Source organism: Desulfocicer vacuolatum DSM 3385, from assembly GCF_900176365.1.
Taxonomy (GTDB): Bacteria; Desulfobacterota; Desulfobacteria; order Desulfobacterales; family Desulfobacteraceae; genus Desulfocicer; species Desulfocicer vacuolatum.
Map to the genome: position 1 here is coordinate 1 of NZ_FWXY01000038.1, position 19,931 is coordinate 19,931.

A 19,931-nucleotide genomic window follows, 5' to 3' on the forward strand; every position below is an offset into this window, starting at 1 on the left:
GGGATGGATATTTCTTATAAAGGGATATGGGGCTATGCTCCTTTGATTGTCTCATTGAATAGAACCCGCGAACCCCTTTACATTGTCAATCGATCAGGAAATGCGCCATCTCACCTTGGATCAGCCCACTGGATTGATAAAAGCCTTGACCTTGTTTGCCCTGATTTTGAAAAAGTGATACTGCGCGGGGATACAGATTTTAGCCTGACCGGCAATTTTGACAGATGGGATGAAAGGTGCACCTTTATCTTTGGTATGGATGCCAAAAAGAATTTGATAAAAAAAGCCTGTGATATCTCAGAAACAGAATGGCAGTTGTTCAATAAACCTCAGCGGGTGATAAAGACTCAGGAACGTGAAAAACCGGAAAACATAAAGGCCCAGGTAGTAAAAAATAGAAAATTTAAAAATCTTCAGACCGAATGCGAATTTTTTGCTGAATTTGAGTATCAGCCGGGAAAATGCCAGAAATCATATCGAATGATCGCTATCAGAAAAATAATCAATGTCTCAAAAGGAGAGGAACAACTTTTTGATGATTGTCGATTTTTTTTCTATATCACCAATGACCAGGTCAAAAGTACGGAATCATTGATTCATCTTTATCGGGATCGGGCAAACCATGAAAACGACATTGAACAGTTGAAGAATGGAGTTCAAGCCCTGAAAGCGCCTTCAAACACACTGAATTCCAATTGGGCCTATATGGTCATAGCCGCCTTGGCATGGGATCTCAAAGCATGGTATGGAATGTTGATGCCTTACCGGGTTCTGGGGAATCAGATTATGAAAATGGAATTTAAGCGATTCATCCGTACCTTTATTAATATTCCATGTCTGATTATCAAAAAATCCAGAAAAATTATATATCGGGTTGTCGGCTATAACGATCAAGTGAAACATGTTTTCAATTTCCTTTTCCTTTTGAAAAAATTTGAATTTTCATAATCAAGGGATAAACGGACAGCCATTTCAAATGGGTTGAAATGGTGAGTCATAGCCCAATCATAGCAAAAGGAAGGCGCCAAGTGATCATAGCTAAAAATTGTAATACAAATATTTCTCAGGAAGAGTTGCGCCCTTTTTTTTCTTATTTTTTTCAATTATGCTACAAAGGTATCCTTTTAAGAATATCGAAGCTGTCCGCGATCGAACTTTAATGAACACGCTTGTTTTAGGATTAGCCATGAAACGATACGTCAGACACTAAAAAAAATGGTATGAACAATCGAAAAATCCAGTACTGGGTGATACCACCGAAGAATGACGCTGAATTTGTAGCCAATATGGAAGAAGTGCTGGAAACATATGAAAAACCATATGACGAGTCTCATCCCGTTATTTGTATGGATGAGCAACCAGTTCAATTAATTAAAGAAAGTCGTCAGCCTATGCCTGAAACCGAGAATCACCCACGTCGTGTCGATTATGAATATGAACGCAATGGTACAGCCAGTATTTTCATGTTTACAGAACCACTTTCTGGCTGGCGTGAAGCTATCGCTCGTTCTCGTCGAACGAAAGTGGATTGGGCGCTTGAAATGGCTTATATTCTTGAAGGACGTTACGCGAATTGCGAAAAAATAACTTTAGTGTGTGACAATCTAAACACACACACGAAAGGAGCGTTTTATGAGGCATTTGAACCCGCCCGCGCTCGTGACTTGGTTCGACGGATTGAATTTTGCTATACGCCAAAACACGGTAGCTGGCTTAATATTGCTGAAAATGAGTTGAGTGCGATGACTCGACAGTGTGTTTCAGGTCGTCGAGTTGGCGACCTTGGGACCTTGCAGAAGGAAATCAGTGCCTGGTCAGCTGATGTGAATCACCGGCAGCGTGGTGTTGAATGGCATATGAAAATCGCTGATGCACGCTTCAAATTGAAGTCTGTGTATCCTAAAATTAAGGTTTGACGCTGCACTAGCACGTTTTGGCTGATACCGGCCTGCCCGTCCAACTTCGCTGGATTATCCATTTTACATATCTCCATTCGTTACATTAATTTGTAGAGATTGACCTCCATTATCGTCTGTCAATTAACGCGTTCCCCAGATCATAGGCTTTCAGATTTATTTCAACCCTTTCCGGCGGCATGTTTTCAGACAGGGTCTCTTCAAAAACATTCCGATCAAGGGGTAGCACATCGATGCCGGCCAGGGCCCCGATCATGATCATATTGGCATATATAGCCCTTCCGAGTTTCATGGCTTCGCTGCTGGCGTCAAGGACCCATGATTCCCCGCTCAGGGACACGCAATGATTACGAATCTCTTCTGTGGTGGGATAAGACTGCTCTCCGGCAATTACCTTGGACGGGTGAACGGCCCGTGTGTTTACCAGCAGTTTAATCTGTGGATTTCCAACCGTGGCAAGCACCCGCAGTGCTTCCGCTGGCTCTATTCCCAGCACGACATGACCCGCGCCGTTGGGTATCTGCGGGGACCAGCTGCCGTGGCGCGATATCCGCAAGTGACTGACAACGGCGCCCCCCCGCTGATTGCCGCCGAAGACGTCCCCGACGGTGACGCGCATCCCCTTCTTTGTCAGCATTCGGCCGATAATTCGTGTATTGAGAATCCCGCCCTGCCCCCCCACACCAACAACAACCAGGTTGTAGGGATCTGCGATCAAATTTTCTCGTGCCATTATACCTCCTCCTTTACCCTGATGGCGTTCTGGGGACACACAGAGGCGCAGACCCCGCAACCGATGCAATTTCCCTCATCGACCCGCGCCTTCTCTTTTTCAAGATCCCAAATCAGTGCGGGACACCGGAACATCCTCGTACAGAGACGGCTGCACCCGCAGGCATCACCCAGGCAGGCTTCTTCATTTACCTGCATCATATTTTTCTTCTCTGCTTTTTTCTCGGGACTCAACGCACAGATCTGTTTCAAGATCAAAACGTTCACGCCATCTGTGCCATCGATCATATCCAACATGATCTGCTGGGTACGAGCCACATCAAAAGGATCACAGATTTCGACCCGGGCACCCATGGCCCGGCACACCGATTCGATGTCTATGGGTATCGCCATCTCCCCTTCCGCATCTTTATTGAGTCCCGGGTGGGGCTGAAATCCTGTCATGGCGGTGCCGCTGTTGTCCAGCACGAGCATCGTAAGATTGGCGTTGTGATGAATGGCGTTGGCCAGTCCCGGAAGCGCGCTATGAAAAAAGGTGGAATCACCACATGTCGTGACAACGGGCTGCTTCATGCCGAATTTCGACAGCTTGCTGAAACCAGAGGCCACACCGATGCCTGAGCCCATGCAGTGAATCGATTTGCAGGTGCCATAATTCCCCGGAAGAATGTCCATGATATAGCACCCGATATCGGCAACGCCGAACCCGTCTCTTCCATCAAGCTTGAGCGCATGGCGCAAGGACCATAAAGAGGCCCTGTGCGGACATCCCGGACAAAAGACGAGGTCCCGGACCGGCAGCTTTTCCGTAGCGACTTTCTGAGCCTGCGCCACATAGGCGTCCGGGGATTCCAGCTCGTACGCCATCTCCATTATTTTCGCCAGCCCCCTGGCCACAATGCTCGGGTTCAACTCACCAACGGACGGGAGCAGGTTGTCCCGCTTGCCGTGAAAGCGTTTGATGCCAATATCAGGTGCCAGCTCCATGGCAAGTACCTTCAAACCTTCTTCCATCAACGGAAGCGTCTCTTCCACAACCAGGATTCTGTCCGACATTCTCAAATATTTTTCAATCAGTTTGGGTGGAAGGGGCCACGTCGTACCCAGCTTTAATATGCCGACCCGATCGCTCAGTTCCAGCTGGTGGAGCGCCTCTTTGCTATAGAGGTAACAAACCGAACTGGTCACAATTAACAATTCGGGTGCCGCGGGGCCCTCGTAGGCGTTAAAGGGGCTTTGCTCGAACCACTCCACTGCTTTTTCAAGTTTTTGCTGCATCTGCGAGTGTTTTAAGACCATGGGTACGGTGGTGATGATGCCGGTGTCCGGGTCCAAGGGGGGACCGTCGAATTTAAATTCAGCGTTCTTCCCGGCATCCAGAATCTCTCCCAGGGTGACAGGCCCGCTGGCATGCGACAGGCGCGTGAGGCTCCGGATCATGACGATATTATGTATATGTTCTGAAAGCTCGAACGCATACTTCATCATATCCTTGGCTTCCTGAACATCACTTGGCTCCAGCAGGGGAATCTCCGTATGCTGTGCGTACGCCCGGGATTCTTCCTCATTGATACTCGACAGCCCGCCCGGATCGTCGCACGACACCATGACCATACCTCCCCGTGTGCCGCTGTAAGACAGGTGGGTTAAAAAATCCGCTGCCACATTGATGCCACATTGTTTCATGGACGTCATGGATCTCAGCCCGGCAAATGAGCCGGCCGCCGCCACCTCCATGGCCACCTTTTCATTTGCCGACCATTCCACGATCAGCCCGTCAATTTTTCCAGCGGCCTTGGACAGATTCTCGAGGATCTCAGAAGAGGGGGTGCCGGGATATGCCGCTGCAACGGTAACGCCCGCCTCCAAGGCCCCCCGGGCAATGGCCTCGTTGCCCATGAGCATCACACTGTCTCCAGGCTTTCCGTTTATAAAGCCTTTCATGTTGTTTATCTCCTTTGGTTTCACAAATTCATTCTGTTTTTGGTTAGCCAAGGATTAAACCATTACAGAATAACCACCGTCCACCGGCAATGCCGTACCTGTCACAAAATTTGAAGCCGGACTTGCCAGAAAAACAGCCGCGCCTGCCAGTTCATCTGGCATCCCCCATCGGTTGGCTGGTGTTCTCGCTATAATGGCGGCATCGAATTCGGGTACATCTTTAACTTGCGTCACAAGATCCGTTTCAATCCATCCCGGCAGCAGGGCATTGACCTGTATGTTGTCGGGCGCCCATGCAACGGCAAGACTTTTTGTAAGCTGCACAACGCCTCCCTTGCTTGCACCGTAGGCGGCAAGCTCTGAACCGCCAAAAATCGACAGCATTGAACCGATATTGATGATCTTGCCAGCACCGGCCTGCTTCATTACCGGGTAAACCGCCTTGGAACAAATAAAAACGCTGCGAAGATTGATGGATAAAATCTCATCCCATTCAGATGTTTCATAATCCTCCGGTCTTTTCAAAATACCGGTACCAGCGTTGTTAACCAGAATATCGATCCGGTTAAAGCGGTCCATGGACTTGGCTACAAGTGCCTTTATTTGCTCTTCCCGGTTCATGTCAACCTGAACCCCCAGAACCTTTACATTGAACTCTTTCTTTACCTCATTCACAGCAGTGTCAATCTTGGCTTTATTCCGCGCAGCGACAACGATGTCACATCCCAAAGCCGCAAGCCCCCGGACAATCCCCTTTCCGATACCACCATTTCCGCCTGTCACAATTGCGACTTTACCCTTTAATTCAAACATATTTTCCATCTGTTTTTTCCCTTTATGAAAAGTAGTACCTAAAGGTCGCAAGCCTTATTTGGCGAATATGCAAGGCACCGGACATGTCGCTGTAGCAGTCTACCGCAACCGCCTGGTAACGCAGCAGATCTGGCCAAATAAGGTTTCCAAAAGATTCATGGGCTTTTCATTTTGTTTAGTCGGTTAACAGCACTTCAAAATGATGGGGACCATGAACGCCTACCTGCAACGTGGCTTCCACGTCAGCGGTGGCGGAGGGACCTGTGATAAAATTAACGGCGCGGGGCAAACCTCTTGCCCGGTGACGATCCCTCAAAAGTCCCCATACATCTTCCAGACAGGGCACGAGCTGTTTGCGGGATAGGACGGCAAAGTGATATTTTGCCAGGAAATTATTGGGAGTCGGGTTGTCGGCACCGGAGCAGAACACAACGCTGCCGACCTCTGCCACTCCGCAAAATGCACGGGTGACGCTGGCACTGTCAAGATCTCCTGCGGCGCTGTTTTTTACCGAGAGCCCCACGGCCTGCCAATCCCCCCCGCGAAGCGCTTCATCTTTGCCCATTGCCACCTGAAGCGGTACCCCCTTTTCATTGAGCAGGGCAGCGATTCGTACCGGTATCTCTTCGGGTGTGGCAATCTCGACAATGCTCCCACCTGCCTTTTGCAGATTCTTTGAAAACCGGGCGGTGAGATCACCTTCCGCCTCCGGCTTTGGTAACACCACCTGTCGCTGAGGCCGGATCGGAGGCTCAGGGGTAGAACCTGTGCGGCCAAGAGCATGCTGTACGCGGTTTAGAATTGCTTGACGGTTTTCTCTGTTGAATGTCTCAAAATCCATTATCTTTCCCCTTTCTTCTGTTTCAGCTGACGGGCCCAAAGGGATTGAAATGTTTCTCCCTGGGGCATTGGTAAATCGCGCACGTCGGTCCAGCCGCTTTTGATGGGAAGGGAGTTGAGGGCGCCGCGGCCCCCGCCCAGAAGGTTGAGCACCCGAACCCCTAACTTTGACAGGCGTTTGAAAATACGGGGATATCGTGCCGTCAACATAAACATGAGCAGGCCCCAGCGCCATGTGCGTTTCAATCGGTTCTGGTTCCATTGCCGTACCCGCAGCTTGCGCAGCAAGTCCGGCAATGGAATGACCATGGGACAGACCTCAGCACAGCGACCGTCGCTGGTGCAGGCATTGAATAGATCGGTTGCCTTTTCCATGCCAACCAGCTGTGGGGTCAGCACCGATCCCATCGGTCCAGAGTAAACCCAACCGTAGGCGTGCCCACCGATTTGGCCGTAAATGGGGCAATGATTCAGGCAAGCCGAACATTTAACACAGCGGAGTATGTCACGCAATTCGTTGCCAAGCAGCTCGCTCCGGGTGTTGTCCAGAAGCACCACATGGAACTCTTCTGGACCCGCATCCTGTGCACCCTCGCGAGGACCGGTAAAGATCGACGTGTAGCAGGCCATTGACTGCCCCACAACACCGCGGGCAATCACCCGCAACATGGCGCTGGCATCTTCCAGGCTGGCCACCAGCTTTTCGATGCCGGTGACGACGATATGTACCTTTGGAAGCGTGCTGCACAGATCACCGTTTCCCTCATTTGTCAACAGAAGGGAACTTCCCGTCTCTGCAATCAACGCATTGGCGCCGGTAATCCCCACGTCTGCCTGTAAAAACTTTTCACGAATTACATGCCTGGCTTCTCCTACAATCTCTGGCACTTCAGCCAGCGATCGATTGCCAAGATCATGGTGACTGTAAAAAAGGTCGGCAATTTGTTTTTTATTTTTGTGTACGGCGGGTCCAAGGATATGGCTGGGCGGCTCATTGGCGAGCTGAACGATGTACTCACCCATATCCGTCTCCACCACGTCGAGACCGGCCTTGATCAGCGCTTCATTAAGGGCAGTCTCTTCGCCCACCATCGTTTTGCCCTTGACCACGTGTCTGGCATTTACGCGCCGGCAGATCTCTATCACAATCTGATTGAGATCTTCAGGGGTCTGGGCATAGTGGACCCTGCCGCCGTTTTCCGAAAGCTTGGTTTCAAAAAGCTCAAGGTAGTAATCCAGATTTTCAAGCGCGTGGTTTTTTACATCCTTGGCGCGTTGCTGCAGTTCATCCAAGTTGACAACCTCGCTGGAGACCTGTTTTCGCAAGGTTTTCAGAATTGTCATGAACTTCCTGAGATTTGTCCGAAGCTGCTGGTCGGCCAAGGCATCGGAAGCCCCTGTGGCAAACTCCTGGGTGCGTACTTCCATTACTGCTCCTCCTCTACGATCTCTCCGATTGCCGGGCCGTTGATTTGGCCGGCAAGGATTTCAGCCGCGTGGTGTACCTTGAGTGTTTTGCCCTGGCGCCTGAGGCGACCTGAGAGATGCAGGAGACAGCCTAAATCGCCGCCCAGCAATAGATCTGCCCCCGTTGCTTCAGCGTTTTCAATTTTATTATCTGCAAGTCGGGCCGAGATCTGGGGCATCTTGGCACTGAAACTGCCACCGAATCCGCAACACTCTTCGGTTTCTTCCATTTCATCGATGTCGATGTTACAGATTTTTTTCAGCAGTTGGCGCGGTTGCTCCTTGACCTTCATCTCTCGCAGGCCGCAACAGCTATCATGGTATGTTACGTGACGTTCACTTAAATCGTAAAGCGGCTGTTCCGGGACAAAATTCATGACATCCGTTAAAAAACTCATCAACTCGAACGTTTTCGCACCGAGGTTCCGGGCTCGCTGGGCCCAGTCAGGATCGCCTTCAAACAGGCTGTTGGGGTAATGATGGGCAATCATGCCGGCACAGGAACCAGACGGAACCACCACGTAGTCGAACGCCTCAAATGCCGCAATGACCTGTCTGGCCAGTTTCCGGCTATTTTCGATATCCCCGGAATTGTATCCGGGCTGGCCGCAACAGCTCTGCCCGGGCGGCACCTCTACAACGCAGCCAGCCTGTTCCAGCAGTTCTATCGCGGCAAGGCCCACCGATGGGCGCATTAAATTAACCAGGCAGGTGACAAACAGGCCTACCTGCGTTGGTCGGGGTACTGAAGATCTGTCTTGTACCATGGTTTTTTCCTTTTTTTTTAGCCGAATTCCGGCCCACCACGGGCGCATCGTTTTCCATCGGCAGACCGGATAGAACGGCACCGTTATGACGACCGCTGAAAGATGTCAATGATTGCGGCCCTTTTTCGGCCCTTTGTTTATCCGCCGGCAACCATCAAGTAGAACGTGATTTCCTGTTTGTCGGCAAGGAGGGTCTCAGGCCTCTTTATCTGCTGACGGCCGGTATAGGCCAGAACGCGATCGTTAAATTTGTTTTCTTTGTCTTTCCACAAAGGCCCTGGCATTCTTTGACGGAATCTCCCGGCGATTTCCGTCAGAAGGTCTGTGAGCAGGGCGCCTTCACACAGCTTGAAGGACGCCCGTTCCACTCCTAGCCAGCCTGAAAGTGGGCCATGGAATACAACCGTAACATTCATGTTCGCGGATACATCTCTTCGGCTATATGGTCCAGGCCCAGTTCAGACAGCGCTTCCGGTGTCGGCTTGCCACTTTCCCAGTCCCATTTGCGGTACTGATAATACTCTTTGAGCATCATGTCCATGTCGGGTTCAACGCCAGCGGTGGTGCCTTCATCAAGCGCATCTAGGCATATCTTCGGCATGGTATCCTGCTCTCTGGACAATCCGAGCTTATTGTTCAGGGCGTGTTTGATTGTGATGGAGCGGTTTCCGGCCTCGAGAAGCTCTTCAGGACCAAGGTTCCACCCCGTCTGGGCGTTCAGGAGACCGCAGATTTGAGGCACTTTTAGAGGCGCGAAATTACACAGTGTAAGGGAATTGAACAAATCCTTGTAGCTTTGGAACTTGGCTGCGGACTCCCCTTTGCCCTGGGAGCTGAGCCGATCGCCCGGAAGGATATTGTATTCCTCCACCGCACCACCCAACTCCACACCGAAATATTCCCCCTTGCAGTGACAGGCACCTCGGGGACTGGTGGCGTGGGAGACCACCTGGCCGTGAAAGGCCCTTACGTCATGCATGGGCATTTCAAGACCTTTTGTATGGGCAGCTTCCTCTTTATCTCTTCCAAGTTCTTCTGCCATGGCCCGGACGCCTTTGGAGAGCAATACCCCAATGCCCTCCTGGTTGATGATCATCTCCACCAGCTTTACGACCGCTTTACCGTCGCCCCAATTGAGCTCGAAGCCGACCTGGTCTCTGGTCACCACCCCCTTCTCGAAAAGATACATGGCGTAGGCTACAGAGACACCAGTGGATATGGTGTCAATGCCATGGACGTTGCACAGGTGATTGGCCTCGATGATGGAATCCAGGTCGTTGTTCATGCAAAGGGGTCCGAAGGCAGCAGCGGTTTCATACTCCGGCCCGTCTACATCAAGATCCGGTTTGTAGTTCTTCAGCTCCCTGCCGCAGCCGATGGGGCACCCCCTGCAGGCGTAGTTGTTTACCGCATATTTCTGCCGCAGGGTTTGGCCGGACACCTCGTTTGATGGAAAGACGCTTTTGGTGAAATATTTCGTGGGGGTATCGCCCAGCACCATGCCGATGTCCATATACCCGAGGGTACCGTATTCGCGTATGAGCACCGCATTCATATCGCCATTGATGTCTTTTACCGCCTGTTTGGCAAGCTTGTTGATCTCTTTCTTGTCGGCTGGCTCAGGGCGCCTGTTTCCGGAAGCTGCCACCGCCTTGAGGTTTTTGGATCCCATGAGGGCGCCCATGCCGCATCGGCCGGCAGCCCGCCCCTCATCGTTCATAACGGATGCATACTTGATCAGTTGTTCACCAGCCCTGCCGATACAGGAGACGCTGACCTTGTTACCCTGTAGCTCTTCTTTGATCAGCCGCTGGGTTTCATAGCTGTTCTTGCCCCATAGGGCAGCGGCATCCCGTATTTCGGCTTTACCGTCGGCAAGGCTGAGATACACAGGACTGTCTGCCTTGCCGGTGATGATGATGCCGTCCCATCCGGCACCTTTCAGGCGAATGGGAAAGACCCCGCCACTGGTTGCCTCGCCCCAGATGCCGGTCAATGGGGAGATGCCGCACACCGCATAACGGCTGACCATGGGGGCGGGTGAACCGGTCAACGGTCCGGGTGCCATGACCAGCGGATTTTCAGGTGAAAGCGGGTCGATGTCGGCGCTTACGCGGTCATATACAAGTGCGGCAGCCATCATTGCACCGCCGATATATTTCCTGCAAAACGCCTCTGAGAGGGAGAGGTCCCGCAAGGTTCGGTTGGTCAGATCAACTTCCAATAATTTGCCGTGATATCCCTTCATGATTGCCTCCTTAGAAATCAATGTCTTTGCCCTCATAGGCGTATCTCATAATTTTCTCACACTGGCTGGCCGAGACAGGCCTGGGGCCAATAAGCGCACATACGTCGCCGAAGGATAACTCCACAAGCTGGGGCAGTTTTTCCTCAAACGTCTCTTCGGAAATCCCCAAATCCTTTATCGTCAGGGGCAAATCCATACTGATCATCAGTTTCCGCACCGCTTCCACCAGGTTACTCAGCCCCTCCTCTGCGCTCGGGGCCGGGATGTCCAGGGCTTTGCAGATGGCCAAATGCTTGTCCGTTACTTTCTGATTAAACTGTAGTGAATGCGGAATGAACAACCCCACCGCCACACCGTGATGTACATTGAAAACCGAACCCAGGGCGTGCCCCCAAGCGTGGGTGAGATGTGCGGCACTCTGTCCGAAAGCGATACCGCAGATGCTGGCGGCCTTTACCATTCGAAGACGGGCCTCCCGGTCATCTCCTTTCCGGAACGCCAGGGGGAGCCACTCGAAAACCATCTCGATGGATTTCAGTGCCAGCGGCTCGGTGAACTCGTGGGAGGAGGGCGCCGTAACGGCGTCAGCCGCATGGGCAAGGACATCAAGCCCGGTGCCAGCCGTCAGATTGGGGGGCATGGACATGGTGAAATCCGGCGTGAGAATGGCGACGTCCGGCACCAGTTCATCATTGGCGACGGGAAGCTTGCGATGTGCAGCCGTATCGTGGGCAACGGCTGCTATGGTGCATTCAGCACCGGTACCGCTGGTGGTGGGAACCGCGGCCAGCATCGCCTTTTTCCTCAGGTTGAGGATAAGCAGCGGATTGACTTCGGAAATACTCTTCAACTCCGGTTTTTCATAAAGGACCCATGACATCTTGGCGGTGTCGATAACCGATCCCCCTCCCACGGCCATGATCAGGTCAGGCTCAAATTCCTTCATGGCGTCACCGCCAGCTTCGATGCTGTCCAGCGGCGCCTCCGGAAGGACACCCGGCCAGACCATGGTGGTGAAGCCGTGCATCTCGAGAAACCGGGTGATTTTTTTGCAGTTTGGCTCGTTGAACTCGTCTGTGACCAGAAATGCTCGCCGTTTCTCACACCGGCCAAAGGCATCGATGGTGGAAGGCCCCAGGACAGGCCCCTCCGGAAAGACATGGGCTCCGATATAGAACTTGGGAGTGTTGAAAATGGTAAGCAATCCCCGGATGCCCGGGGACTGGGCCAGGGGAAAAAGCGCCCTCAGTGTCGGATCATCAAACCAGTGTCCCATAATTATTATCTCCTTTGTTAGAGTTTTCTTAGCTAGTAGGCAGATTTAAAAATCTGCTCTATGTCACCGACCGTATAGTCTCTCGGATTGGTCGGTAAAAAAATTTCCTTTGTTTCTTCCATGGCAATTTCTGCCAGTTTGGGTATATCTTGTTTCCCTATGCCGTAGTCACGCAACCGATAAGATACCCCGAGGGTATCCAGTATTTCCTCAACAGCTTCAACAGAAAGCCTGGCGGCCTCCACAGTCGACAGCCCTTTGATCTCCTTCCCCATCAGGGCGGCAATCCGGCTGAATTTTTCCGGGCATTGGGCAAGGTTAAAGCGCATGACATGGGGAAGCACTGCCGCGAGTGAGCGGCCATGTGTAAGATTGCCTGCAGCAGCAATGACATACGAAAAGCCGTGTACGGCTCCCAACAGGGCACTCATATAAGCCAATCCGGACATGGAGGCAGCAAGGGCCATATGATACCGGGCGTCCCGGTTAGACCCTTTGACAAATGCCGATGGAAGATATTGAGCGCACAGAGAGATCACTTTTTCGGCATAAAGATCGGAAAATGGGTTCGCCGATGTGGAAACCAGCGCTTCGATGCCGTTTACCAGGACGTCAATGCCGGTATCGGCCGTAATATTGGGCGGCATCGTCATGGTCAGCAACGGATCGTTTATCACAAGATCAGGCATGGCGTAGTTGCTGACGATTATACCGTGTTTTTGTGACACCTCGTCCAAAAGCAATGCGATGGCAAATCCCACGTCCGCACCGCCAACCGTGGTGGTGGACAGCAGGATCTTTGGCACGCCTCTTTTTGTTACCCTGTGAAAGCCAATCATCTCTTCAAGGTTTGAGCCGTTGGTGACCATGAGTGAGACAGCCTTGGCGGTATCCAAAGAGCTCCCCCCACCAAACCCGATGACGAGATCGCAACCTTCGGCGTTGAACTGTTCCAACGCCTGGCACATGATCCTTGCCGGCGCATCCGGCAGTACGCCATCAAAAATGACATAGGGAATTTCCGCGGCATCCAGTGCTTTTAAAACCGGCTGGATGATGTTCAAGTCCATCAATATCTTGTCGGTTACGATTTGAACCTTTGTCCCTCCAAAGGCCTTGACTTCCTCCGCAATGCACAAAGACGTGTGGGGCCCGAAAGTAATTTTAGTTGGGCAATAAAATTCCATTTTCTGGTTAGCCTCAAATAATTCCATTTGAATCTCCTGAAATAGCTGGTAAAAGGGTCTCATTTGTTTAGGCTGAAGTCATTTCTTTCCCAATATCAAACGCTTTCAGATTTACATCTATTTTATCGGGTTTCATCCTCTGTAAAAGGGCTTTCTCAAATGATTTATGATCCAAAGGAAGAGCGTTTGTTCCGGCAAGGGCACCGATCAGAATAATGTTGCCGAATATGGGGTTGCCAAGTTTCAGGGCTTCATCCGTGGAATTGACGAACCAGGACGCTTTGGACGACGCCGTGATACACTCTTTTATCTTTTCCGTCGACGGGTAGCTCTGCTCACCGCATATAACCCCCATGGAATAAACTGGCCGCATATTGCTAAGGACTTTCACTCCGGGATTGCCATAATCCCTCAAAATTCGAATCGCCTCGGTGGGTTCAAGGGCGACCACCATGTGGGCTTTTCCCTTTGGAATTTGCGGGGAATAGGTTCTTTGGGCAGAAACTCTGATATGGCTTTCCACCGCTCCCCCCCTCTGTGCAGCCCCGAAAGATTCTCCAATGGTAATGTAATACCCCTGTTCCGAGAGCATGTTGCCGATGAGGCGGGATGCCAGCACATTTCCCTGCCCCCCGACGCCGGTGATTATAAGGTTATATGGATCCATAGATAGTGTTGTTTGTTTCATGACCTAAGCAATCTCCTTTCTCTGTATGGCTCCGGAGGGGCAAATCGAGTGGCACACCCCGCATCCAACACAGAGGACCGCATCGATTTTGGATGTTTTCTTTTCTCCATCCCAGACAAGCCCGGGGCATTTAAAAACCCGGGTGCACAACCGATTGCACCCGCACTCTTCTCCAATGCAAACGTTCTCGTCCACCTGTATTTCAAACTGCTTTTTACTCTTTTTTTCCGGGCTCAAGGCACAAATCTGGCGCATCACAACAACCTTGACACCGTCCGGGTCCTCAATCGTCTTCAAAAGTACTTTTTCCGCATTTTCAACATCAAAAGGATTAACCACTTGGACCTTTGCCCCCATTGCCCTGCAGATGCTCGGGATGTCCAGGGCCGGCAGTTCGGTGCCGGATGCCTTTATGGTCAAACCCGGATGCGGCTGAAAGCCGGTCATGGCGGTTCCGCTGTTGTCGAGCACCACAAGCGTAATGTCGGCCCGGTGGTGAATGGCATTGGCCAGGGCTGGCATGACCGTGTGGAAAAACGTGGAGTCCCCGCATACCGATAACACCTTCTGGTCCATTCCGAACTGACCCAACTTCCCGAATCCGCTGGCAAGCCCCGTTCCGGACCCCATGGAATGAACCGTTTTCACTGTTTCAAAACCGCAGGGCAGCATACCCATTCCGTAGCACCCGATATCACCGCATACAAAGCCCTGCTGGTTGTTCAATTCAAGCACCCGTTTGATCGACCAGAAGGAGGCACGGTGCGGGCATCCGGGACAAAAGGTCAACATGCGGTCCGGTGCGTTATCCACGGCCTGTTTGTTGATATTTTCGCTGTAATCCACGGATACCGTTTCCATCGCCAAATCGAGGACCCGGGAAAGGGCCCCGGCCACCAGGGTCGGATTGAGTTCACCAACCTTGTCCATGGTGCCGTCGCCCTTGCCATGAAATTTCTTTGCCGCGAATTCCGCGCCCAGCTGACAGGCAAGGACCTGTATGTTTTCTTCCAGAAAGGGAAGAACCTCTTCAATAATCAGAATACGTTCGGTGCGCTGCATGTGCTTTTTAAGGAACTTTGCAGGAAGGGGCCAGGTCGTCCCGAGCTTCAGGATGCCTACCCTGTCCGGTGCGTCGACGAGCTCCACGGCCTCAATGCAGTACAAATGACAAACGGAGCTGGTAATGATGAGCAACTCTGGATTTTCGGGCCCCTCATAGGTGTTGAACGGGCAATCTTCGAACAGATTGGCCGCCGCCTGGAGCTTGTTCTGCTGACGGGCATGAAGATTAACGGCAAAGGGTCCCGGCACTGTGAGAATTGGGCCTGTCTGTTCATCGAGAATGGTGCCGTTAAATTCGAAATGTGCGCGGGGCGATGTCTCGGGAAGCTCCCCCAGAACCACGTTGCCGCTTCCGTGTGAGATGCGGGTAACAGTGCGCAGCATAACGATATTATTTATTTTTTCGGATAGTTCAAAGGCCCATTTTGTCATATCCTTTGCTTCCTGGAATCCGCCGGGCTCCAGAAGCGGGAACTCCAGGAATTTAGAATAGTACCGCGATTCCCCTTCTGTAAGGCTGGAAATGGCGCCGGGGTCTTCTGCTGAGACGAGAACCAGACCACCTCTGGTGCCGGTCATGACCAGGTGCATCAGAAAGTCGGACGCCACATTCACTCCCATCATTTTCATCACGGCCATGGACCGAAGACCGGCAAAGGATCCGGCGGCGGCCACCTCTGTGGCGACCTTTTCATTGACAGACCACTCCACATACAGGTTCCGTTCTCTGTCAGCCTTGGACAGGCGATCAATAATCTCTGAGGAGGGCGTTCCTGGATACCCCGTAACCACATTTACCCCTGCCTCCAAAGCCCCCCTTGCAATCGCTTCGTTGCCCATAAGAAGCATCTTTTCTCCCTTGCGGCCCGTATTCAATGTTGTCATCATGTCTCCCTAAAGTTATCATGGCTATCCACAGCCGTCTGATCACAGCCGTCTGATTTCTCAATTTCACAGGACAATTCACGGAATTTGAAAATTTACTCAAGCCCCCTGATTCTCCGGATCAGCGGATCCTCACTGCTTAAAAAAATAAAATCATCTTCCCGGCCGCTTTTTTCGGCAAGATATGCAAGACAGCTCCTTTTCTTTTTCATGGAAGCGTTCTGCAGCTTCTCCAGGTTTCCAGACGGCACCTCCTTGAAATTGAGGATGCCCCTGTCCCGTGCCAGATCCATAAGCGTTTGTCCCAATGCGCTGCGCACAATTACCTGGTTCCATTCTTTGTCGACATCCCAGCCTTCCGGGCTTCGGGCCGCCCCCACCGATATATCGGAAAATTCACAGGTCATATCAATACAATATCCGCAGCCATCGGCAACACAGGTCTGAATCTCATGCATGGGAAGGCACACCATCCCGTTTTCCGTTGAGACCTCCATACATTTGTGCCTGCTGGGCGGAATGTCCATCCCGGTGATGGCGGTATTCCCCAGTTCTTTTCCCAGCAATTCCCTTAGTTTAGACCCGTCAAACGCCCACCCGCAGAACAGCCCCACCACCAGCTTGAGCTTGCTCATATTCCCAGCATCACTGGGGCCCGGATTCACTCGCATTTTGGCCATGGCCTGGGCCTGGCAGGGAACGGCCACAACGCCGATCTTTTCAGCCTTGCCTTTGAGGGCCTCGTTGAGCTTGCCCACCGTCGGGGGAAGAATGAATTTGCTTTTTGAATAACTGCCCACCTGATCCGGGCCGTCCACCTGTTCTGGGCAGGCCACCTGCTGGTCGTTATCACCAGCCACCACCGCAGAATCGATGATTCCTTCCGCCAGCGCCAATTTCATAAGCGCGGTTACCGTCCCGCCGTGCTGGGCAGCGTTTCGCACAGTCTCATCTCCAGCCTGGGTCATATAAAGCCCCTTAAAGGCGCCCAATTCCATTGTCAAGTCGTCCGCTTGGAACAATTTTTTCCGCAAATTTGTTAAATTGACCTCCGTGCGGGGGCAATAGGCATAGCACCGACCCCATGTGCGGTCGCATTCAAACAGCCGGATGGTCTTGCCCCGGTGGTTTCTGAAGTAAGGGCAAAGATTCACGCACGCGCCGCATCCCGTGCACAATCCGTTCTGCTGAACATCTCTGACGACTTCATTAGAAGCTGTGGATTCCATAAATTATACTCCTGATGCCAAAATGATTCACCTGACTTGGATAATAGCTTTTTTATGACGAATATTTTTATTAAAATTCTCTCCGTCCATATCACTTGCTTTTTCGGTTTGTGGGCTCATCTTACAATTCATGCTCACTCCGTCTCCATTTGGATCGAGTCGCATTCACGGTATGGCCAAAACGTGGTAGATATTAAAACCCATACCATGGAACAAAATTACTTTGATTGCCGTATGTTAATATCATATTCAATATTTGTGCCAATGGTAAGCTTACGATGGACAGTTTTATTAACAAATTGTAATGTATGGGAAATTGATCCATCTTGATTTGTAGAAACAGATGGCAATGGCGTATAAAAAACTGTTATATTTAACAGAATATGCTGTATATCAAGGACACTTCGATTTATTCAGATTATAACAGATTTGGGAAGGCGAGTCGGAGAGCAATGAAATAGACTGGAAAAATTATTTCCTTCCTTCTGGGTGAAACGCCAATCACAACCATAAGAACAAGAAAATTTTTAATTTTCTTGTTCGGGAACGGGGGGGAGTAATTGGATTCAGCCCAAGGATTGGAAAGGATATAGTAAGCCGTGAAATAAGAGAAAAATCGCTACATATAATGGTTTTGATTGAACCCATGAAAAGAGTGTGCTGTCGCACCAGGTTCTGGCTTGGAAATTTTTAGTTTTCTCATTCGAGAGCGGAGGGTACTTGGATTCAGGCCGAGGATCACAGCAGCCCCTTTTTTCCCCTCAATTCTCCAATAAGTTTCTTCGAGAATTTTGAGAATATGATCACGTTCAATCTCCAAAAGAGTCTTTTTACTTGTTTTCTCAATGCAATCAGGGGAAACACCGAACCCCAGTTTTTCTGTTAAAAGCAATTCAGAGCCCTTCGTATAAATGATGGCCCGTTCAACTACATTTTCCAACTCCCTTACATTACCGGGCCAGCTATGCTTTTTAAGTACCCGCATTGTATTGGAAGGGATCACCTTAATTGATTTTCCCAGCTTTTTACTGCATTTATTTATGAACCAGTCAACGAGCAGGGGAATGTCTGTTTTACGATCCCGGAGAGATGGAACGGTGATGGGAAAAATATTTATCCGATACAATAGATCCATGCGGAATCTACCGTTTTTAACTTCATCTTCCAGGTCCCGGTTGGTGGCTGCAATCACCCTGATATTTGTCTTTATTGTCCTGGAACCGCCCAGACGTTCGAACTCTCCATTCTGGAGCGCCCTTAATAGCTTTGGCTGTAATTCAAGCGGCAACTCGCCAATCTCATCCAGAAACAAGGTTCCCTCATTGGCAATTTCAAAACGACCCACTTTTTTAGCATGGGCACCGGTGAACGCGCCTTTTTCGTGCCCGAACAACTCGCTTTCGATAAGATTCGACGGTAATGTAGCACAATTCACTTTAACCATTGGTCGGTCTTTGCGCTGGCTGGCGTTATGAAGAGCCCTGGCAAACAACTCTTTACCCGTCCCAGTTTCACCAAGTATAAGGACCGTCGCATCGGTAGGTGCAACATGCTCTACCTTTCCGAGAACGTATTTAAGCTCATCGCTTTTTCCAACAATCTCTTCAAAGTTGTGCTCCAGTTTAATTTCTTCTCGGACATACGTGTAGTCGACTTCAAGCTGGTCTTTTAATTGTTTTATTTTTGAGAAGGCATCCCGAAGTTCCAGCTCTGATCGTTTTCGCGCCAATGCATGGGCAAAAATTTCCCCGAAAAGTTTCAGCCGATTAACCAGAGCATCGGGCCATTGTCGTTCAACCTTCACAGAATCAAAAGAAAGCGCTCCCAGAAAATCGCCCCCCAGATTTAAAGGAAAACTTAGATGGGATTTGATGCCCATCTTGTTCAAATACTTCTCTTCCAACTTCGCTTCTGCCGGCAGGCCATCAGAAATGCGGGGCAGCGAGATAATCTTGCCTTCGATTATTGCGCGTGAGAACCAGGGAAAATCTTTACTGATATACTTGACAGGTGTTTTTGGCAGACCAGGCGCTTGACACGAGTGTGTAAGCGTCAGCATTTTCCTGTCTTCCGAATACTCCAAAAGGGAGCTTCGCTCGACACTTAAGAATTCAGCAATCAATTCAAGGCCCTTTTTAATTACACCAGAGATTTGGCTGGCAGGTAAATTGATAAATGTTGAAGACAGCTCAGAAATTAACATCTCGAATTCCAGCTTTTTCTCCATGGTTTCCTGCGCCTGCTTGACCTCTGAAACATCCATGGTGGCCACACTAATGCGTGTAACCTCCCCTTTTTCGTTCCTTATTGGGCAACAGTTCATAAGCCACTGTTGCTTCTCTCCAACCCTGCCCCGGATCGAATTATCAAATTCAACATTCAGCACAGCCTGGCCGGTTTTTATTGTCTGAAGCAGGAAAGGGATTATCTGCGATGCGATTTCAAAATTTATTTCCAAGACAGGACGGCCGATATGCTCTTCAACAGACTTTTCATTATTGTCTGCCAGCACCTTATTCACATGAAGATACCGCAACTGTTGATCGATAATGGCCAAACCCACCGGTGCGCCATGGAATAGTTGCTCCCATTCACTACTCAGGCCACACAAAGGATCGGAGGCTGAGATACTGGAAATCGAAGCATCTGATTTCGTATTCAAATCTTTTACCATCATTCAATCCCATCAATTACACTTTCCAAACAAAACGCTTCAAAAAACAAACCATTTTTTTTCGACCTGTTTTCGGCGCTGATTAATTACTTAATATATTTATATCCTAACCTGGACAAGCCAGAACCAAAAAGGTTTTGTTGAATCACCATTCGCGGTATAATGATTCCCATAACATACAAATGCGAAAGGAGGTCAAT

16 protein-coding genes are annotated in these 19,931 nt (G+C 50.5%); 2 read left to right on the forward strand and 14 right to left on the reverse strand.

The features are described 5' to 3' along the window. Window positions 1-948: IS1380 family transposase (locus B9A32_RS19810; protein ID WP_139795786.1), on the forward strand; the 948-nt coding region annotated here is incomplete at its 5' end. Window positions 949-1,220: 272 nt separating this feature from the next. Further along, window positions 1,221-1,916: an IS630 family transposase gene (locus B9A32_RS19815; RefSeq protein ID WP_139795906.1), complete on the forward strand. Its 696-nt coding sequence runs from the start codon at window positions 1,221-1,223 to the stop codon at window positions 1,914-1,916. Window positions 1,917-2,025: 109 nt separating this feature from the next. On the opposite strand, the gene B9A32_RS19820 is transcribed toward B9A32_RS19815, so the two are convergent. The 14 genes from B9A32_RS19820 to B9A32_RS19885 all read right to left on the reverse strand — a co-directional run bounded on the left by B9A32_RS19820 (window position 2,026) and on the right by B9A32_RS19885 (window position 19,734). Next, complete coding sequence (locus B9A32_RS19820) at window positions 2,026-2,649, reverse strand: 2-oxoacid:acceptor oxidoreductase family protein (RefSeq protein ID WP_084071704.1); 624 nt, start codon at window positions 2,647-2,649, stop codon at window positions 2,026-2,028. Continuing rightward, entirely contained in the window at window positions 2,649-4,592 is a 1,944-nt protein-coding gene (locus B9A32_RS19825) for a thiamine pyrophosphate-dependent enzyme (protein ID WP_084071705.1), read from the reverse strand. The genes B9A32_RS19820 and B9A32_RS19825 overlap by 1 nt, the downstream gene beginning before the upstream one ends. A gap of 54 nt (window positions 4,593-4,646) precedes the next feature. Further along, entirely contained in the window at window positions 4,647-5,414 is a 768-nt protein-coding gene (locus B9A32_RS19830) for an SDR family NAD(P)-dependent oxidoreductase (protein WP_084071706.1), read from the reverse strand. Between the two features lie 166 nt (window positions 5,415-5,580). Further along, entirely contained in the window at window positions 5,581-6,246 is a 666-nt protein-coding gene (locus tag B9A32_RS19835) for a LutC/YkgG family protein (RefSeq protein ID WP_084071707.1), read from the reverse strand. Then, the gene (locus tag B9A32_RS19840) at window positions 6,246-7,673 is read right to left on the reverse strand and encodes a LutB/LldF family L-lactate oxidation iron-sulfur protein (protein WP_084071708.1); all 1,428 of its coding nucleotides are present in this window, start codon (window positions 7,671-7,673) and stop codon (window positions 6,246-6,248) included. The genes B9A32_RS19835 and B9A32_RS19840 overlap by 1 nt, the downstream gene beginning before the upstream one ends. Next, window positions 7,673-8,479: a (Fe-S)-binding protein gene (locus B9A32_RS19845; RefSeq protein ID WP_084071718.1), complete on the reverse strand. Its 807-nt coding sequence runs from the start codon at window positions 8,477-8,479 to the stop codon at window positions 7,673-7,675. The genes B9A32_RS19840 and B9A32_RS19845 overlap by 1 nt, the downstream gene beginning before the upstream one ends. A gap of 137 nt (window positions 8,480-8,616) precedes the next feature. Beyond that, a complete protein-coding gene (locus B9A32_RS19850; protein WP_084071709.1) occupies window positions 8,617-8,895 on the reverse strand; it encodes a MoaD/ThiS family protein in 279 nt (92 codons plus the stop codon). Next, on the reverse strand, window positions 8,892-10,727 hold the full coding sequence (locus B9A32_RS19855) for an aldehyde ferredoxin oxidoreductase family protein (RefSeq protein WP_170923927.1): 1,836 nt from the start codon (window positions 10,725-10,727) through the stop codon (window positions 8,892-8,894). The genes B9A32_RS19850 and B9A32_RS19855 overlap by 4 nt, the downstream gene beginning before the upstream one ends. A 10-nt stretch (window positions 10,728-10,737) precedes the next feature. After that, the gene (locus B9A32_RS19860; protein ID WP_084071711.1) at window positions 10,738-12,003 is read right to left on the reverse strand and encodes an iron-containing alcohol dehydrogenase; all 1,266 of its coding nucleotides are present in this window, start codon (window positions 12,001-12,003) and stop codon (window positions 10,738-10,740) included. 32 nt (window positions 12,004-12,035) lie between these two features. Next, window positions 12,036-13,217: an iron-containing alcohol dehydrogenase gene (locus B9A32_RS19865; RefSeq protein ID WP_170923928.1), complete on the reverse strand. Its 1,182-nt coding sequence runs from the start codon at window positions 13,215-13,217 to the stop codon at window positions 12,036-12,038. A 40-nt stretch (window positions 13,218-13,257) separates the two neighbouring features. Next, window positions 13,258-13,857, reverse strand: coding sequence for an indolepyruvate oxidoreductase subunit beta (locus tag B9A32_RS19870; RefSeq protein WP_232367247.1), 600 nt, complete (start codon window positions 13,855-13,857; stop codon window positions 13,258-13,260). Between the two features lie 24 nt (window positions 13,858-13,881). Beyond that, window positions 13,882-15,831 (reverse strand): thiamine pyrophosphate-dependent enzyme, encoded by a 1,950-nt coding sequence (locus B9A32_RS19875; protein ID WP_232367248.1) that lies wholly within the window; start codon window positions 15,829-15,831, stop codon window positions 13,882-13,884. Between the two features lie 92 nt (window positions 15,832-15,923). Next, window positions 15,924-17,057: a Coenzyme F420 hydrogenase/dehydrogenase, beta subunit C-terminal domain gene (locus B9A32_RS19880; protein WP_084071715.1), complete on the reverse strand. Its 1,134-nt coding sequence runs from the start codon at window positions 17,055-17,057 to the stop codon at window positions 15,924-15,926. Window positions 17,058-17,676: 619 nt separating this feature from the next. Continuing rightward, on the reverse strand, window positions 17,677-19,734 hold the full coding sequence (locus tag B9A32_RS19885; RefSeq protein WP_084071716.1) for a sigma-54-dependent Fis family transcriptional regulator: 2,058 nt from the start codon (window positions 19,732-19,734) through the stop codon (window positions 17,677-17,679). Between the last annotated feature and the right edge of the window lie 197 nt (window positions 19,735-19,931).

Bases quoted from the DNA above. Each gene is read 5' to 3' on its own strand.
- B9A32_RS19860 (WP_084071711.1), bottom strand. From the start codon at position 12,003: ATGGGACACTGGTTTGATGATCCGACACTGAGGGCGCTTTTTCCCCTG.
- B9A32_RS19865 (WP_170923928.1), bottom strand. From the start codon at position 13,217: ATGGAATTATTTGAGGCTAACCAGAAAATGGAATTTTATTGCCCAACT.
- B9A32_RS19845 (WP_084071718.1), bottom strand. From the start codon at position 8,479: ATGGTACAAGACAGATCTTCAGTACCCCGACCAACGCAGGTAGGCCTG.
- B9A32_RS19825 (WP_084071705.1), bottom strand. From the start codon at position 4,592: ATGAAAGGCTTTATAAACGGAAAGCCTGGAGACAGTGTGATGCTCATG.
- B9A32_RS19855 (WP_170923927.1), bottom strand. From the start codon at position 10,727: ATGAAGGGATATCACGGCAAATTATTGGAAGTTGATCTGACCAACCGA.
- B9A32_RS19815 (WP_139795906.1), top strand. From the start codon at position 1,221: ATGAACAATCGAAAAATCCAGTACTGGGTGATACCACCGAAGAATGAC.
- B9A32_RS19820 (WP_084071704.1), bottom strand. From the start codon at position 2,649: ATGGCACGAGAAAATTTGATCGCAGATCCCTACAACCTGGTTGTTGTT.
- B9A32_RS19830 (WP_084071706.1), bottom strand. From the start codon at position 5,414: ATGGAAAATATGTTTGAATTAAAGGGTAAAGTCGCAATTGTGACAGGC.
- B9A32_RS19875 (WP_232367248.1), bottom strand. From the start codon at position 15,831: ATGATGACAACATTGAATACGGGCCGCAAGGGAGAAAAGATGCTTCTT.
- B9A32_RS19880 (WP_084071715.1), bottom strand. From the start codon at position 17,057: ATGGAATCCACAGCTTCTAATGAAGTCGTCAGAGATGTTCAGCAGAAC.
- B9A32_RS19840 (WP_084071708.1), bottom strand. From the start codon at position 7,673: ATGGAAGTACGCACCCAGGAGTTTGCCACAGGGGCTTCCGATGCCTTG.
- B9A32_RS19885 (WP_084071716.1), bottom strand. From the start codon at position 19,734: ATGATGGTAAAAGATTTGAATACGAAATCAGATGCTTCGATTTCCAGT.
- B9A32_RS19870 (WP_232367247.1), bottom strand. From the start codon at position 13,857: ATGGATCCATATAACCTTATAATCACCGGCGTCGGGGGGCAGGGAAAT.
- B9A32_RS19835 (WP_084071707.1), bottom strand. From the start codon at position 6,246: ATGGATTTTGAGACATTCAACAGAGAAAACCGTCAAGCAATTCTAAAC.
- B9A32_RS19850 (WP_084071709.1), bottom strand. From the start codon at position 8,895: ATGAATGTTACGGTTGTATTCCATGGCCCACTTTCAGGCTGGCTAGGA.